This window comes from Planctomycetota bacterium (assembly GCA_039819165.1).
Classification (GTDB): domain Bacteria; phylum Planctomycetota; class Phycisphaerae; order Phycisphaerales; family UBA1924; genus JAHCJI01.
The window spans coordinates 711,170-725,289 of the sequence record JBCBSM010000001.1; the positions used below are offsets into that span (position 1 = coordinate 711,170).

The 14,120-nt window shown below is 69.6% G+C and carries 18 protein-coding genes; all 18 read right to left on the minus strand.

Going from position 1 to position 14,120, the window contains the following annotated elements:
- Positions 1 to 3: 3 nt before the first annotated feature.
- On the minus strand, positions 4 to 1,356 hold the full coding sequence (locus AAFX79_03120) for a Hint domain-containing protein (GenBank protein ID MEO1007533.1): 1,353 nt from the start codon (positions 1,354 to 1,356) through the stop codon (positions 4 to 6).
- On the minus strand, positions 1,353 to 2,276 hold the full coding sequence (locus tag AAFX79_03125) for a hypothetical protein (protein ID MEO1007534.1): 924 nt from the start codon (positions 2,274 to 2,276) through the stop codon (positions 1,353 to 1,355). The genes AAFX79_03120 and AAFX79_03125 overlap by 4 nt, the downstream gene beginning before the upstream one ends.
- On the minus strand, positions 2,276 to 2,836 hold the full coding sequence (locus tag AAFX79_03130; protein MEO1007535.1) for a methyltransferase domain-containing protein: 561 nt from the start codon (positions 2,834 to 2,836) through the stop codon (positions 2,276 to 2,278). Before AAFX79_03130 ends, AAFX79_03125 begins: the two co-directional genes overlap by 1 nt.
- Positions 2,833 to 3,861, minus strand: a complete 1,029-nt coding sequence (locus AAFX79_03135; protein ID MEO1007536.1) for a hypothetical protein — start codon at positions 3,859 to 3,861, stop codon at positions 2,833 to 2,835. Before AAFX79_03135 ends, AAFX79_03130 begins: the two co-directional genes overlap by 4 nt.
- 3 nt (positions 3,862 to 3,864) lie before the next feature.
- On the minus strand, positions 3,865 to 4,674 hold the full coding sequence (locus AAFX79_03140; GenBank protein ID MEO1007537.1) for a hypothetical protein: 810 nt from the start codon (positions 4,672 to 4,674) through the stop codon (positions 3,865 to 3,867).
- A gap of 29 nt (positions 4,675 to 4,703) precedes the next feature.
- On the minus strand, positions 4,704 to 6,692 hold the full coding sequence (locus tag AAFX79_03145) for a hypothetical protein (protein ID MEO1007538.1): 1,989 nt from the start codon (positions 6,690 to 6,692) through the stop codon (positions 4,704 to 4,706).
- Positions 6,693 to 7,133 (minus strand): hypothetical protein, encoded by a 441-nt coding sequence (locus AAFX79_03150; protein ID MEO1007539.1) that lies wholly within the window; start codon positions 7,131 to 7,133, stop codon positions 6,693 to 6,695.
- Positions 7,130 to 7,594 carry a hypothetical protein gene (locus tag AAFX79_03155; GenBank protein MEO1007540.1) on the minus strand — a complete coding sequence of 155 codons (465 nt, stop codon included), beginning with the start codon at positions 7,592 to 7,594 and terminating at the stop codon, positions 7,130 to 7,132. The genes AAFX79_03150 and AAFX79_03155 overlap by 4 nt, the downstream gene beginning before the upstream one ends.
- Positions 7,584 to 7,814, minus strand: a complete 231-nt coding sequence (locus tag AAFX79_03160) for a hypothetical protein (GenBank protein MEO1007541.1) — start codon at positions 7,812 to 7,814, stop codon at positions 7,584 to 7,586. Before AAFX79_03160 ends, AAFX79_03155 begins: the two co-directional genes overlap by 11 nt.
- A gap of 20 nt (positions 7,815 to 7,834) precedes the next feature.
- Positions 7,835 to 8,353 carry a hypothetical protein gene (locus tag AAFX79_03165; GenBank protein ID MEO1007542.1) on the minus strand — a complete coding sequence of 173 codons (519 nt, stop codon included), beginning with the start codon at positions 8,351 to 8,353 and terminating at the stop codon, positions 7,835 to 7,837.
- Between the two features lie 16 nt (positions 8,354 to 8,369).
- Complete coding sequence (locus AAFX79_03170; GenBank protein MEO1007543.1) at positions 8,370 to 8,798, minus strand: phage tail tube protein; 429 nt, start codon at positions 8,796 to 8,798, stop codon at positions 8,370 to 8,372.
- Positions 8,799 to 8,801: 3 nt separating this feature from the next.
- A complete protein-coding gene (locus tag AAFX79_03175; GenBank protein ID MEO1007544.1) occupies positions 8,802 to 9,233 on the minus strand; it encodes a hypothetical protein in 432 nt (143 codons plus the stop codon).
- A complete protein-coding gene (locus AAFX79_03180) occupies positions 9,230 to 9,409 on the minus strand; it encodes a hypothetical protein (protein MEO1007545.1) in 180 nt (59 codons plus the stop codon). The genes AAFX79_03175 and AAFX79_03180 overlap by 4 nt, the downstream gene beginning before the upstream one ends.
- A gap of 89 nt (positions 9,410 to 9,498) precedes the next feature.
- Positions 9,499 to 9,885, minus strand: coding sequence for a hypothetical protein (locus AAFX79_03185; GenBank protein ID MEO1007546.1), 387 nt, complete (start codon positions 9,883 to 9,885; stop codon positions 9,499 to 9,501).
- A gap of 27 nt (positions 9,886 to 9,912) precedes the next feature.
- Positions 9,913 to 10,245, minus strand: coding sequence for a DUF2190 family protein (locus tag AAFX79_03190; GenBank protein MEO1007547.1), 333 nt, complete (start codon positions 10,243 to 10,245; stop codon positions 9,913 to 9,915).
- Positions 10,246 to 10,316: 71 nt separating this feature from the next.
- Positions 10,317 to 12,332, minus strand: a complete 2,016-nt coding sequence (locus AAFX79_03195) for a Mu-like prophage major head subunit gpT family protein (GenBank protein MEO1007548.1) — start codon at positions 12,330 to 12,332, stop codon at positions 10,317 to 10,319.
- Positions 12,333 to 12,334: 2 nt separating this feature from the next.
- Entirely contained in the window at positions 12,335 to 13,858 is a 1,524-nt protein-coding gene (locus tag AAFX79_03200; GenBank protein MEO1007549.1) for a phage portal protein, read from the minus strand.
- Positions 13,852 to 14,094 (minus strand): hypothetical protein, encoded by a 243-nt coding sequence (locus AAFX79_03205; GenBank protein ID MEO1007550.1) that lies wholly within the window; start codon positions 14,092 to 14,094, stop codon positions 13,852 to 13,854. Before AAFX79_03205 ends, AAFX79_03200 begins: the two co-directional genes overlap by 7 nt.
- Between the last annotated feature and the right edge of the window lie 26 nt (positions 14,095 to 14,120).

Below are 14,120 nucleotides of genomic sequence, written 5' to 3' on the forward strand. Positions count from 1 at the left end.
AGACTACTTCTTCACCGACTGCCCCGGCCCTGTAGCCTCGGTCAGCGCGCCGCTCTGGCTACTCGCGGTCGCCGAGAAGCCCGGGCCGCTGCTGGAGGCGGAGGCGCTGGCCGAGCCGCTGGAGGAGCCCGAGGAGGAGAAAGAAGAGGAGCCGCTCGATTTGCCGGATGAGCCCGAGCCGCTGCTGGAGCCCGATCCGGAGCCGGATGCGGACGCCGAGATGCCGCTGCCCGATCCGGAGGAGGCGGCGGTGGCGGGCAGGTCGTTGTGGACCCAGACGCCCTCGGCCAGCAGGGTGTTGGTGCCGGGGATGTGGATGGCCACGGTCCGCGTTGGGGCTTCCACCCGATCGACCCGTTCGACTGGTTCCTCATTGAACTGGTCGTCGACCAGGCGGTCGCCTGGTTGGACGAACTCGGCGGATGCGAAGCCCCACTCGTCGCCGCGGCGGATGAGGATCGGGTGCTCGGGCGTGGCCTTGATGCGGCGGTTGATGACGACGAAGCCTTGGTGCTCGCCCAGGGTCACGCTGGCGACGCGGGCCTCGGTGCGTTCGGCACCGTGCAGGCCGTGGTGGGACAGCCAGTTGTACTGGGCGCGGTACGGCACATCGACCTCGAGGCCGGGGACGCGGACGGAATCCACCAAATCACCGGGCTTCAGGTTCTCGATGGGCGTCATGCGGCCGTCGGCCAGGCGGACGAGGGTGCCGAAGAGGAGGCAGTTGCCGCTCGACCCTCCCCCGGAGGAGCCGCCACCACCCGACGACCCACCGCCCCCGGACGAACCGCCTCCGCCGCTGGAGCCACCGCCGCCAGAGGATCCGCCTCCGCCCGACGACCCACCGCCCCCGGACGAACCGCCACCGCCGGAGGAACCCCCGCCGCCCGAAGATCCGCCCCCGCTGGAGCCGCCGCCGGATGAGCCACCCGAGGAGCCGCCGGACGAACCGCCCGACGACTGCCCGCTGCTGAAGCCCGAGCTGCCGGCCGACGAACTCGCGCCGCCGCTCGATGAGCCGCCGGATCCGCTTCCGCTCGACTCGGTGGGTTGGCTGGAGGCGGTCTCGGTCGGGGTGCCGCTGCCTGACTGCGTGGTGCCGCTATCGGTGGTGAACGCGTCGGTCGTGTAGGTCGTTAGCGTGGGCGTGCCACCGGGCCCGGTGGTGTAGATCACGTCGCCGGTGGTCGAATAACTCGACGGCTCGCTCGACGGCATCGACGGCGACGACGAGGGCGTCTCGCTGGGCGCGGACCCCGAGCCCGACGAGTACTGGCTCGACCCTCCGCCCTGCGGCGGCGTACCTGTCGCCCAGACGGGGATGTAGAGGTAGTAGCGCGTCGGGCCGTCGCTCATCGGGCGGCCTCCTTTGCGGGCGTCTTCTCGGTCGACGGATTCGGCTCGTACCAGCCCTGCGAACTGACGCGCTTGGCGCACTCGGCGCTCGCCGCCGCCACCGCGTCCTCGTAGGTCATCGTCTCGAACGCCCGCAGCTCGCTGCCCGGTGAGCAGTTGACCACGCGGAACTTGTGCTTGTCGAAGTGCGGCCGCAGGGCTTCGAAACGCCGGGCCAGCGAATCGTAGAGCACGTTGTTGTGGCGAATGGCGTCCTTGGAGCGATACTCGTCAAAGGCGTAGCGCCGGTCCGGGGCCATCTTGAAGTCGCAGCCGAGCAGGTACACCGTTCCGAAGCCCAGATAGTGCAGCAGGCGCAGGGCGACGAGCATCACGCTCCGCTTGCCGACGATCCCGAGTGAGTCCGCGGTCTTGCCGTCGTTGCCCCAGGGGATCGAGTCCCCGGTCAGGAACCGCTCGTGGTCGAAGTGGTCGGCCCGGCGGAAGAACAGCACGCTCGGCATCTGGTGGACCTTGAAGGCGCTGTCGCGCATCGTGACGCCCCCCTGACGATCAATCGTCTGGATGCGCAGCCGCTTGGACCACATGCACGTCGGGACGATTTTGAGGATGCCCGGATCCTTCCAGCCGGTGTCGATGAACCGGCCCGGGTCGTCCACGCAGGTCCATAGCGTCGGCCGGTGGATCGTCCACGAGTTGTTCACGCCCATGGTGACGATGCCCCGCCGATTGAGCAGCGAGAGATCGACCTGGTTGAGTGACGGACCGGAGAGGATCAGGAACGCCGAGCGGCCGCGGTAGAACCGCGCGAGCGAGACCGAGTCAAAGTCGGCGGTATACAGGCGCAGCCCGTCCCGGGCGGGCCGGCGTGACTTGAGCCCGTGCTGGAGCGCCGCGATGTCCGACTGGTTCTCGCGCATCAGCGGGTGAACCTCCCGATGATGTAGCGGCCGGCCGCCCGGCGATCGGTTACCGCACCCACGCGCCCGATGCGGTCGAGCCACCAGTTGATGGGCCGCACGGTCGGGTGCAGGTTCTCGCCCAGGGCCGTGATGCGGCTGGGTCGTGTGCACACCGAGACGCAGAACCACCCCCGCGGCCGGGCGACGCGGCGCATCTCGGCCAGCACCGGGTTCACGTCCTCGGGCAGCAGATGCTCGAGCGCGTCGAAGCAGGTGACCACGTCGGCCACGCCTTCCACGAGCCCCGTCGCGTGCATGGGCTTGACGACATCGGCGTCGTCGAACGCGAAGTCCACGCCCAGCCCGTCGATGCCCAGCCGGCGCAGGTGTCGGATGAAGTCGTTGCGTCCGCAGCCGAAGTCCACGACGAGGCGCGGCTTCCAGCCCCGCACGATCGGGACCGCGTGGCGACCGTGATTGGTTGAGCCATACGCCGAGCCCGGCCGCGCGGCCAGTTCCAGGTACTTGGCCCGCTCGTGGTCGCGGCGGGTGTCGAGGTCATTCGTGGTGGTGCTCATGCCCCGCCCTCCACGAACAGGTTGAACTTGCGGTCGCCGTCGGCGGGGTCGGCCAGTTCCATCAGCGTCATGGCTTCGAAGACCCAGACGGGCCGCCCCTTGCTGTTGCGCTCGCAGGTGAGCTGCACGCACACGCCTTCGGGGATGGGTACGAGCGTGGGCCGAAGCGACCGCGCGGGCGGACACTTGGGCAACACCCCGGGCAGGTCGCACACCGGGCCGAGGCCCAGCAGGCCCTCGAAGCCCGAGCCCGGTTCGGCCGTATTCATGTGGTGCGCTTCGAAGCGGTTGATCGCCAATAGCGTGGGGTCTTCGCCGCCGCTGGGCAGCTGCGATGACAGGCCCTCCGGCACCGCCACGTAGCGGAGGTAGCTCTCGCTGCCAGGATCGCCGTCGAGGCGGGCCTCCTGCCACGGGTAGCGCCAGCGGTTGTGCTCGCTGGGGATCGGCTGGGCCGCGCCGAGGATCGCGGTGACGCGGCCCGACGAAGGCCGGCCCATCTCGATCACCGCCCACTTCTCCCCAACGCCTTCCTCCTTCCAAAGGATCGGGACGCCGCCCATGGGTGTGCTGGTGAGCACCGTCTCGTCGGGCGCGAGATCGCACGTGGTGTCGAGCTCGTTGTTGACGAACACCCGCGCGGGCGTGACGCCGGTGAGCACGCACCGCCCAAGTTCGCCCGCCTTGATCGGCTGGGTCGCCAGCACGAACGCCATCGGGCTTGAGCCCTCGGTCTCGATCTCGCCCGTCAGCGGGGTGCGGCTGTGGAACGTCCGCTCCTGGTCGTTCTCGCCCGGCTCGACCAGCACGCCCGAGATCGCGAGTACGTGGTACGGCTCGATCGTCTGATCGGAGTCGTTGCGCACGAGCACCAGGCCGCGCGGCATGGCGTCGGCCAGAGGCCCACCGCCACGCGTCTGCTCGCGCCGGCGCTCGGCCACGGCCGCATCGACGAATGCGTTATACGCCCGCGCGGGGATCACCAGCGGCTGGCCGGATCGGACTTTGCGGAAGGCGTCGGTCATGGTTCAGATCCCCAGCGCCGAGAAGTTGCCCTGGTCGTACACCCGCTCGACGTACGCCGCGACCGGGCGCTTGACGATCGCCTGCGAGCCCGCGTCCTCCGCGTCGGCGTAGCGGACCCACAGGTATTCCCAGCCCTTCTTGCTGATCCCGCTGATCGGCCCGACCGCGATTCCCGAAGCGTTGGGACTCGCCGCAAAGCGGAAGGTGATCTCCCAGTCGGAGTCCACGCCCGTGCCGCGACGCGAGCCGGACGCGCCCAGGAACAGCACCTCGCCCGCGCTGAAGCCCTTCCATGAGCCGCTGTTGACCTTGCCGGTCAGGTTGAACAGCGCGGCCTTGTACGCCTGCGTGACCTGGCTGGCCGGCAGGTAGTGCGTCTCGCTGAACTGGTACACCGGCACAGTGATGTCGACGCCCTCGACGCCGTCACCCGTCACGCCGATCGCGCCCTTGAAGTCGGGCGCGGTCGTCCCCGATGCCGCGTGGCTCGAGATCGTCTGCTTGCTCTGGGTGATGTGCTGGGTGCCGCCGCCGGTGTCGAAGCTGAAGACGCTCTCGCCGGTCTGCGGGAACCCGCCGCCCTGGGCCTGAGCGTACCGGGCCGTCGCTTCCCACAGCTCGAATCCCACCGGCTCGACCGACACCGTCTGCCGGGGCAGGCCGTCGTAGGTACCCGGGCTCTCGGCCTCGGCGGCGGACCGGGCCGCGAGGTCGTCGTTGGTGCCGCGCACGGTGTAGACGAGCTCCGCCGAAGGGTTGTCTCCCTTGGTGGACCGGCGGCTCTCGAACTTCTCCGTCACGGTGATCGGCACGGGGTGTTGCTCCTACGCGAAGGTCCTGCTCATGCGAAAGTCAGGCCGCCACTCTTGGCGGCGTCGGCGAGTTGGCGGGTGTGCTTGGCGGTCTGCTCGGTGGCCTTGGCCGTCCGCTCGGCGACGGCGTCGTCGGAGGCCAGCCCCTGCACGGCGCTGGCGTTGAAGGTGCCGCGCACCGAGATGCCCTCGGCCACGAGGTCGCCGATGCCGCGCAGGCGGTCCTCGAACTCGGCCAGCAGGTTGCGCGGGCGGCTGTCGGGTTCGGCCTCGGCTTCTTCGCGACGCCTGCGGGCCTCTTCGATGGCATCGTCGAGCCGCTTGCGGGCGGCTTCCAGCTCGCGCTGCGCATCGGTGACCCGCTCATCGGTCTGGGCATCGAGCGCCTTCTGGGCGTCCTCGTACTGCTTGCCGATCTCCGACAGCGTGGCGTCGTTGAGATCGCTGGATCGGTCGCGCTCGGATGATCGCCGGGCCTCGCGGTCGGCCAGGGCCGCGCGGGTGCGGTCGTCGATCTCGCCAAGCCGCTGCTCGAGCTGCTCGTCCACGGCCTTCTTGGCCGCTTCGACATCCAGTCCATCGTCGAACAGCCCCTGGATCTCCAGCATCCGCTTGGCGACGAACGACGAGGCCGACTCCCATGCCTTCTGGAACCCGCCCGTGAAGCGTGACCAGGTCTTGGAGAGGAACGCCGTCGTCTCGATCCAGCCGACCTCGAGCGCGTGCAGCACGATCTGGGCGGCCGCCAGCGCGCCGTACCACATCGACTGGGCGGTCGAGACGAAGAACCGCCGTGCCTCGAGCCACGCCGAGTTCAACGCCGCCACGCCCTTCTGCCAGATGACCTTCAGCGACAGCCAGAGGATCTCGGCCGCCAGCGCGATGTCGCCAGCGGCGAGGGCGTCGGAGATGCCGCGGGTGACCTTGGAAACCCAATCGCGCAAGCGCGTGAACTGCTCCATGAGCCAAGCGAGCGCCTCGCCGCCCTTGCCTGAGGTGACCAGCAGCGTGCCGCCGAGCCCGACGACCGCCGCCACCACCAGCCCGATGGGCGAGAGCAGCGCGCCCAGGGCCGCTCCGACGATGCCCAGCGCTGTGCCGACGCCGGTGATGATGCTCGCCAGCAGGCCGAAGGTCGCCGCGACACCCGCCACCAGCACGCCCAGCCCGATCAGGACCACGCCCGCCAGCGCGACCGCGGCGGCGACCTTGAGCGCCGAGACGACCACGGCCCGGTTCTGGCGGATCCAGTCCGATGCGCCGACGATGACCCGGGTGATGCGCTCGGCCAGGTCCTGGAGCACCGGCGCAAGCGCCGAGCCGATCACGAACACGCCCTGCTTGATGACCCGCCAGAGGATGTTGAGCGTGTCGTTGAGCTCCGCGGCGTCCTTGGCGGTTTGCGTTGAGACGGTCAGTCCGAGCCGACGGGCCTGCTCCTGAAGTTCCTCGATACCCGCGGCCCCGCCCTCCATGAGCGGCAAGAGTTGCGAGCCGGCGCGGCCGAAGATCTGCATCGCGATCGCGGCGCGTCGGCTTGGGTCTTCGATCTGGCTCAGCCGCTCGGCGATGAGCTTGAACTGCGCCTCGGGCGAGAGCCCATCGAGGTCGGCCATCGTCAGCCCGAGCGTGGCGAACGCGTCCGTCTGGGTGGAAAGCCCGCGTCCGAGGTCGTTGATCGACCGCTGCATGGACCGCACACCCTTCTCGAAGGTCGCGAGGTCCGCGCCTGACTGCTCGGCCGCGAAGCCGAGCTCGCTGAGCGATTCGACGCTCACGCCGGTGCGCTTGCTCATCTTGTCCAGCGTGTCGCCCATGGCCGTGAACACCTTGACCGTGCTCAGCAGCGAGGCGACCGCGCCGGCCCCGATCGCAGTCAGCCTGGTGCCGACGCTGCGGAGCCCGTCCCCGAAGGCCTTGAGCCGCTTCTGGGCGCGCCGCAGCCCGGCCGACAGCTTGTCGCTGACGCCCAGTTCGACGAACGCCCGCCCAGCCCGGATGCCTCGGGTGTCGGCCATCTACGACCCCCTCCGTACGCTGTTGCGCCACAGCACCGGCAGCTTCGGGCGCTCGCGTTCGAGCGCCGGGGCCATGTAGGGACGGGCTGCGATCTTGACCTTGCGGCTCTGCAGGCGACCACGCCGGCGCGAGACGACGACAGTCGCGCCGCCGTGCTCGAGTGCTCGCGGCGCGACGCTCTTCTTGAAGCCCACCGGTCCGACCACCACGCTGTCGGACCTGCGGTCGTAGCCGAAGAGGATCAGCCGCCGCAGCGAGCCCTCGTGCGAGTGCGGCGGCTTGCCGGGCGGGGCCGTGCCCTTGCGCTTGCGGATGCTGGTCCGGGCGGCGGTGCGGATGAACGCCCCACCTTTGCTCAGCACGCGGCGCTTGGCGGCGTCCACCGACCGCTTCACCGCGGGCCGGTCGAAGAACACGTCCTTGATCCGCATGGTGATCACGCGGGTGTACCTCCGCTGGGCACCACGCGGCCTTCCTTCAGCCCCTTGTTGAACGACGCCTCCTTCTCCTTGCGGAGTCGCCCTGCGCCGATGAACAGTCCCGCCAGACCAGTCAGCGCCGGCAGAGCCGGGCCCGCGATGGGCACGCCCGCGAGCGTGGGGCCGAAGTCGTCGAGGGCCGAGAGGGTGATCTGCCCCAGGAGACCGCGGATCTCGCCGCCGCGTTCGATCGACGCCTTCCACTGGGCCCCGACCCGCTGGGTGTCCTCGAACCAGGCCCGGTACTCGGCCTCGGCCTCGTTGAGCGTGGTGGTGCGCGGCAGGCCGCGGGTCTGCTGGATGCCGCTCGGCGTCTTGACCTTGACGACGTCGCCCAGGTCAAAGCCGGCGCACGCGCCGAGCCCGAGCGAAAGCATCACCACGCCGAAGCCGAAGGCCAGATGCTTGGGATCAATCTTCACGCGTGCCTCCTTGCTGCTTCTGGTTCCTGATGAACACGTCCTTGAGCACCGACACGGGGGCCGGGATGACTTGGGCTCGCTTGTCAGCGGCCCGGGCGAACGGGTCGAAGTCGCCGGGCCGGAACGGGCGGGTCTTCTTGGGGTTGCGCTGGGTGTTGGCCACCAGCGCCATGACCGAACTCGTCCGGCTCCACTCGTCGCGCTGGCGGGCCTCGGCCATCGCGACCAGCTCTCGCAGCGTCAGGGGGGCTGGATCGATGCCGAGGACGCCGGCGCACTGCCAGACGAGCCGCCAGCCGCCGCCTCGACCGTCGGCGGCACCGCTTCGAGCACCGCCCGCTCCAGCGCCCCGCCGTCGATCAGCTCGTCGATCCGGCGTTCCACCACGTCCCGGGCCTTGTCCATCACCTCGCGTGTGGCCTTGAGCACCCGCCCGAGGTTGGCCCGGTCCCTCGAGCTCGGGCAGAAATCCACCAGTTCCTCCAGGAGCGCCGCCGTGGCGTGCTCGATCGCGTCCCCGGCCATCGATGCGCCGAACGTCTCGTCAGTGACCTGACGCTCATCCGCCTGTGGCTTGCACGCGGCGTAGATCACGTCGCACAAGAGGACGGGATCGCGCACGAGCTTCTCGATGAGCCCGTTTGACCCTTCGAGCACCTCCATGAGGTCGACGCCCGCGAGCCCACGCACGCGTTTGATCGCCGCGACGGTGATCTCGACGGTCCACTCGCGGCCCTGGTTGTCCTTGAACGTGCGCATCGATGCCTCCGATCCGTTATCCGCCGATCCAGCTCGGGGCCGTGTCCGAGTAGGTCACCTTGGCCGTCACCGAGACGGTGATGGCCTCCTCGAGCGCCTCGTTGCGGCTGAAGTTCGTGATCGAGAAGTCCGCCTGCAGCCCCTGGCCGTCGGCCTCGTCGAGGATCTGCAGCCCGATCAGGTCGTTGTTGAAGAACGCGTTCTTGATGGCGGTGAACCCCGCGTCGGCGGTATCCCAGACCATCTCCCACTCGACGCTCGCCTCCTTGAGCGTGGCGACCGTCGCGCGCCAGCCCGCGTTGGCGCGGGTGGTCACGTCGGCCTCGCCCGCTTCGAGGCTGAGGGTCACGTCCCTGACGTTGTCCATCGCTGTCCACGAGCCGGCCCCGCCCTGGCCGCCGACCAGGTAGAGCAGCTTGGCTTCCATGCCGAGCTTGATTGCCATCGGTTACCTCCTCACCCGGTAGGTGACGCTCAGAACACTGGTGAATACGCGGTGCTGCTCGAGGCTCTCGCTGGAGACGACCGGCTCGTGCGCAAGGCCAGCCCACGCCGCCTCGGGGAACCCCGCCAGCCGCGTGTGCCGCAGGCGGTCGCCGATGGCTTCGGTGAGTTCGAGCAGCTCATCGATCGCGGGCTGATCGTCTTCCGCCGGCAGCTTCTTCTGCACGCCCACATCGAGCACATGCTCGTAAGTGCTGCTCTCGCGGCTCGCGGCCGCGACGGTGGTCGTCCTTGGCACGACTGATACCCGCAGCTCGCCGAGCTCCTCGAGTGTGAACGCGGGCTGGTAGGTGCGGACGGCCGAGACCGGCTGGGCGTAGGTGCCCGCGTTGATGTGCTCGGCCACCGCGTCGGCGAGGGTGCTGATTGTGCTCATGGTCCCTTCGCGCCTCCGATGAAGCGGCCTTCGAGGTAGGACACCCGGCGCTCGATCGCCTGGTACTCGGCCCGCAGCGACCGAGCCTCAACGATGAGCTCGTCCAGCCGCCGCTCGACGTGGTCGAGCTTGGTGGTCACCACACCCCACTGGACCGTGACGGCCAGCGCCGCCATGCCGATGGTCAGTGCGATCGCGGCCCACCGGTGCCCGCCGTTCGGTGGGGGCGTAGGCCTGGGGGGATGTCCGTTCGTGGGAACACTGGTCACGGAAGGTCCTCGGTGGCGATGTGCTTGGTGTGGATGCGAAGCGCCTTGCGGTACGGGTCGCTGTACCGCCACGGCGGCTGGCCGCCGGGCGCATTGACCTCGTAGACGAACACGGATGAACCGACGGTTTCGCGGACGCGGTCGCCGGCCTTGGGCAAGGCGGGGCCATCGCCCAGATCCAGATCAGCCGTGCGGACCAGGAAGTCACGCGACTCGATCCGGTGGATGAGCCCGGCTTCGTTGGCCTGCTCGAACTCCGTGCGGCCGATGGTGGCGTTGAGCTCGACCTGAGCAGCGCCCCGCTGGTACACCACCGGTCGCGTCATGTGCGCGTGCCGCTGGGTATCGAGGAACGATGCGCCTTGTTCGAGCAGGTCCGCCACGGTGAAGCCTCCGATCGATACGTTCGCTTACTGCGACAGCCGGATACGAATGGTCGCGTCGGCGTCCGCCGCGGCCCGCACGACCTTGCCGATGAGCTTGTTGCCCGTCGCGGTCTTGGTCGCCATGTCGTTAGTGTTGTCCCAGTACGCGAGCTGACCGGCGGTGAAGCCCGTGCCCGCGGTGGTCGCCTTGGGGAAGTCGAAGACCCCCTCGACCGCGAGCGCACCGAGCTGGCCCGCCTTGAGATCCACCCGGGTGACCCCGACCAAATCGCCCTGCACGACGACCGTGCCCGCGGGCGTGTCGGCCCCCGGCGTGTAGTCGATCGCCGCGCCCTGCTGTACGAATGTGGTTGCCATCGCTATGCCTCCGTTGCCGTTGCCTGTGTCACCGGGGTCGACAGGGTCGAACCCGCCGCCGCCGAACTGAGTCATGCCTCACCCTTGCTCTTCACGCCGCCACGCGGGTCCTGCAGCGCCACGCCGAAGTCGTGGTAGCCGCGCATCTGGATCCCCAGCCGGTTGAAGCTCTGCTCGGCGGTCTCGATGGTCGGGGCTTCTTGTCCGTTGAGGAACGCCACCTCGATGACCGGCAGGTCCGCCGGTGAGGCGAGCATGTACCAGGCTTTGCTCGATTGGCCCGGGTAGGCCGCGTTGCCCAGGTAGCGGCTGACCTCGACGCGGAATTTGCCCTGGTGTGGGTTGGTCACCGGGTACTTGGCGCTCGAGGTGTTGTCGCGCAGTTCCATGCTCTTGAAGAGCTGGCTGCCCAGCGCCGACAGCGCTGTGGGCACCAGCAGCACCTGCGGCATCACCCCCAGCGGCTTGCCGTCGGAGTCCACCTGGTCCATGAAGGCGACCTCGGCCTTGGTCAGCCCGTCGATTGACAGGGCGGTGTCCGCGCCGGCGAGGTAGTTGTTGTTGCCCGCCGTGTAGAAGCCCGAGTTCGCCAGGAAGGTCTTCCAGAAGATGTCGTTGATGGTCTTGCCCGAGCCCGCGCCGAGCTTGCGGGGCACGCTGGTGATCGCGCCCAGATCGTCGTTGATGATGTCGGTGCGATCGATCGACAGCATGAGGCCATACGTCTCGGCCCGGTTGGTGTAGGTCTCCTCGCCCAGCGTGCCGTGCTTGATCTCGCCTCCGGGCGCGATGCGCTCGTACTGGTCGTTGCCCGTCAGGCGGTAGCTGGTGACGGCCTTGAAGTCGGTCACGCTGCGCACCGCGGTGATGTTCCGCCAGGTGCGTTCGACGCTGAAGAAGCCTTCGAGCAGGAACTTGTTGGCGACGTTCGAGAGGATGCCGCCGATGCTGATCGTGCTGTTGGACGCTTCGATGCCCCTTCCGAACGCGGCATCCATCACGCCGTGCCAGTCGCGGAACGTCCGGCCGGTGTAGCCGTTGGCCCAAGCGGCGTGGAGCAGCAGTTCCTGGAGCCCGATCGACTGCCCGAAAGCCCGCGTCGCGGCTTCCAGATCCTGCTCCGCACAGTGTCGCTCGGGAGTGGTCAACCGGCCCGAGAGCACGCACGCGGCTTCGAGAACCCGCTGGTTGACCGCCGGCGCGGCGGGGGCGTGAATGGCAGGGGCCTTGGGTCGGCTGGCCCGCAGGACCTCCAGTTCGGTCTTGGTCGCGTCCCAGCCCTCGCGGATCGAGCGGGCCTCGATCTCGGGGTGCTGGCCCGCGCACAGCCGTCGCACGGCGGCGATCCGCTCGCTCTCGGCGGCGATCTGCTGCCGCATGGTCTGCACCGGGTCGGTGATCGCGGGCTGGTTCGCTTCGGGCGCAGGGGTGCCCGCGCCCTGGACGGGATCGGATGCATCGTCCCCCGCGGCAGCGCCGGCGGCGATGGTCGCCGAGGTCGAGCCGTCAGCCCCGAGGTCGACGAAGCTGATCTCGCCGAGCGTGGACTTGCGCACGATGTTCAAGGGGCCGGCGACCTCGCGTCCGTTGACGGTCGCGGTTTGGTTCTCGCGGAGGAACTCGAACGCCTCGACGCTCGCGCCCACCGATGCCTGCCAGGGGAATCCGTTGCGCGCTGAGACCACGACCTCGCGGGCCGCGGGCGTGTCGCGGGAGATCATCCCGGTGGCCACCAGCCGCCCCTCTTCGACCATCACCTGGTCGGTGTGCCCGACGCCCGCCGTCGCGTCGTGCCCGAACCGGATCGGCCGCGACGGGGAGGGGATCGCCAGCCCGGCCAGGTCGATCACGACCGGGTGCCGCCAGCCGGCGACGCGCATCGGCCCGCCGCTGTAGGCCATCATCCGGAACCGCGGCAGAGGAGCGGCAGCGCCGCCGTCGCCGCTGACCGTGTCAGCGCCCTCGATCTCGAACTCCGCCTGCGCGGTGAGCGCCAGCGTCCTGGGGTGCGAGCCGGGGTTTGAGTGGGCAAGGGCAGTGGGCTGCGCGGGAGCAGCGGACGCCTGGATCATGCGGGGGTGTGACATCGCTACGCGGCCTCCTTGGTGGTTTCGTCGGTGACGGTCTCGTCGGTGTCGGGATTGGAGTCTTCGGGATCAGGCTCGCCCGTTGTGTCGCTTGGGCCGCCGGCCTTGGTGGTGACCGGCAGCCCGAGCTCGCGCATGAGGGCCAGTTCCTTGGCCCGCTGGCGGAGCTCGTCCTCCCAGTCGCGTCCCTGGCGTGCGAACTCGTGCGCGAGCGTTGTGGTGTGGTTGGCCAGGCGGGTTGCCTGTGCGTTGGCTTCCTTGGCCGGGTCGACATGCTCGACGCCGTCCCAGAACCAGACGTGCGGTGTGGCTGCGCCGCGCACACGCATCGCCTGGGGCAGCAGCCCCTCGACCAGCGCGGCCTCATCGAGCCAGGCGCGGAGCAAGCGGTCCAGCACCGTCTGCTGGAGGCGGTGCTGCTCGACACGGATGCTCTTGAAGTAGGTCTGATGGTCCAGGCGGCCCGAGGCGTAGTTGTAGCCGGAGCTGTTCCCGGCCGCGACGTTGAAGGGCATGTTCAGGCAGCGGGCGATCTCGTTGAGGATCTCGCGCTTGAACTCGCCGTAGGTCGTTGATGGGTGCTCGGCGTGGACCTGCCCGAGCTTCCAGCCGCCGGGCAGCACGGTGGCCATCCGCTTCTCGAGCTCGACCTCGTCCATCGGTTCGAGCGGGTCGGCCTCGCCGTTGGCGGGCGCATCGGTGTAGAGCACCGCCGCGAAGTCCGCGGCCGTCTCGGCGGCGGCGATCACCGCCAGCGTGTAGCGGCGGAGCTGCGCGAAGAGCGGCAGGGCGGGTGTGATGTCCGGGATGCCGCGCCACTGGCCCGGCCGGTCGGGCCGGAAGTAGTGCAGCACGGACGCCGCGGGGTAGGTGTCGTGGTCTCGAACGGTGTGCCACGCCCCGTCGCCGGGGTGGTGCCGCAGCACGTGGTACGCCACCGGCAGCCCGCTGGGGTCGAAGACGATGCCGTCGACATCGGTCACTGCCTGACCGGTGGGCGTGCGCCCGAACCACGGCGTGCAGACCTGATCAGGTTCGAGCAGGCGCAGGTCGAGCTTGACGGGTGTGTCGAGCCCGGGGCTGGAGATCAGAAGGCCGAACGCCTCGCCGCTCTCGGCCCGGGCCATCCGCATGCTGCGGAGCTTGCCGGGCAGGTCGATCGCCGCCGACCAGGCCTCGAAGGCTTCCTCGACGCGGGCGTTGACCGACGTGTCGGGCGTGAGCATCTGCAGCCGAGGCCCGGTGCCGATGGTGTCGTTGGCCAGCGTGAGGACGATGCCCTTGGCGTAGGAGTTGTTGGCCACCTCGTAGCGGGCGCGGTTGCGCAGGATGCGCCGCACCTCGGGGCTAACGGCCGCGTTGGGCGAGAGCCCGTCGGCCGCGGCCCAGTGGCGGCGGTTGTCGGCGGTGGTCTGTGCCGAGTCGAACCGCGCCCGGACCATCCGTGTCCGCTGAGGCACGATCGCCGTGGCGGCCCGGACCGGGTCGGCCCGGCGCGAGAGCGGGGCGAGCAGGCGCTTCAGCATCCGCCCTCCCGTCCGCCGGTGCCACCGGCCCCCCCGGCCCCCCCGGCCACGATCTTGAACAGCCGGATCCCCAGCCCGCGCCGGCGCGTGGCCCGCTTGGACTCGAGGTAGCGGTCCGCCTCGATCTGGTCGCGGATCGCGTGCTGCTCGACCGACTGCCCGTCCACCGAGGCCTTGGCAGGCCCGGCGGCGTTGTCGGCGATCGCCTGTTCGAGATTGGGGGTGGGATCGGGCACGGCAACCTCGCGTGCCCCCGCACCTC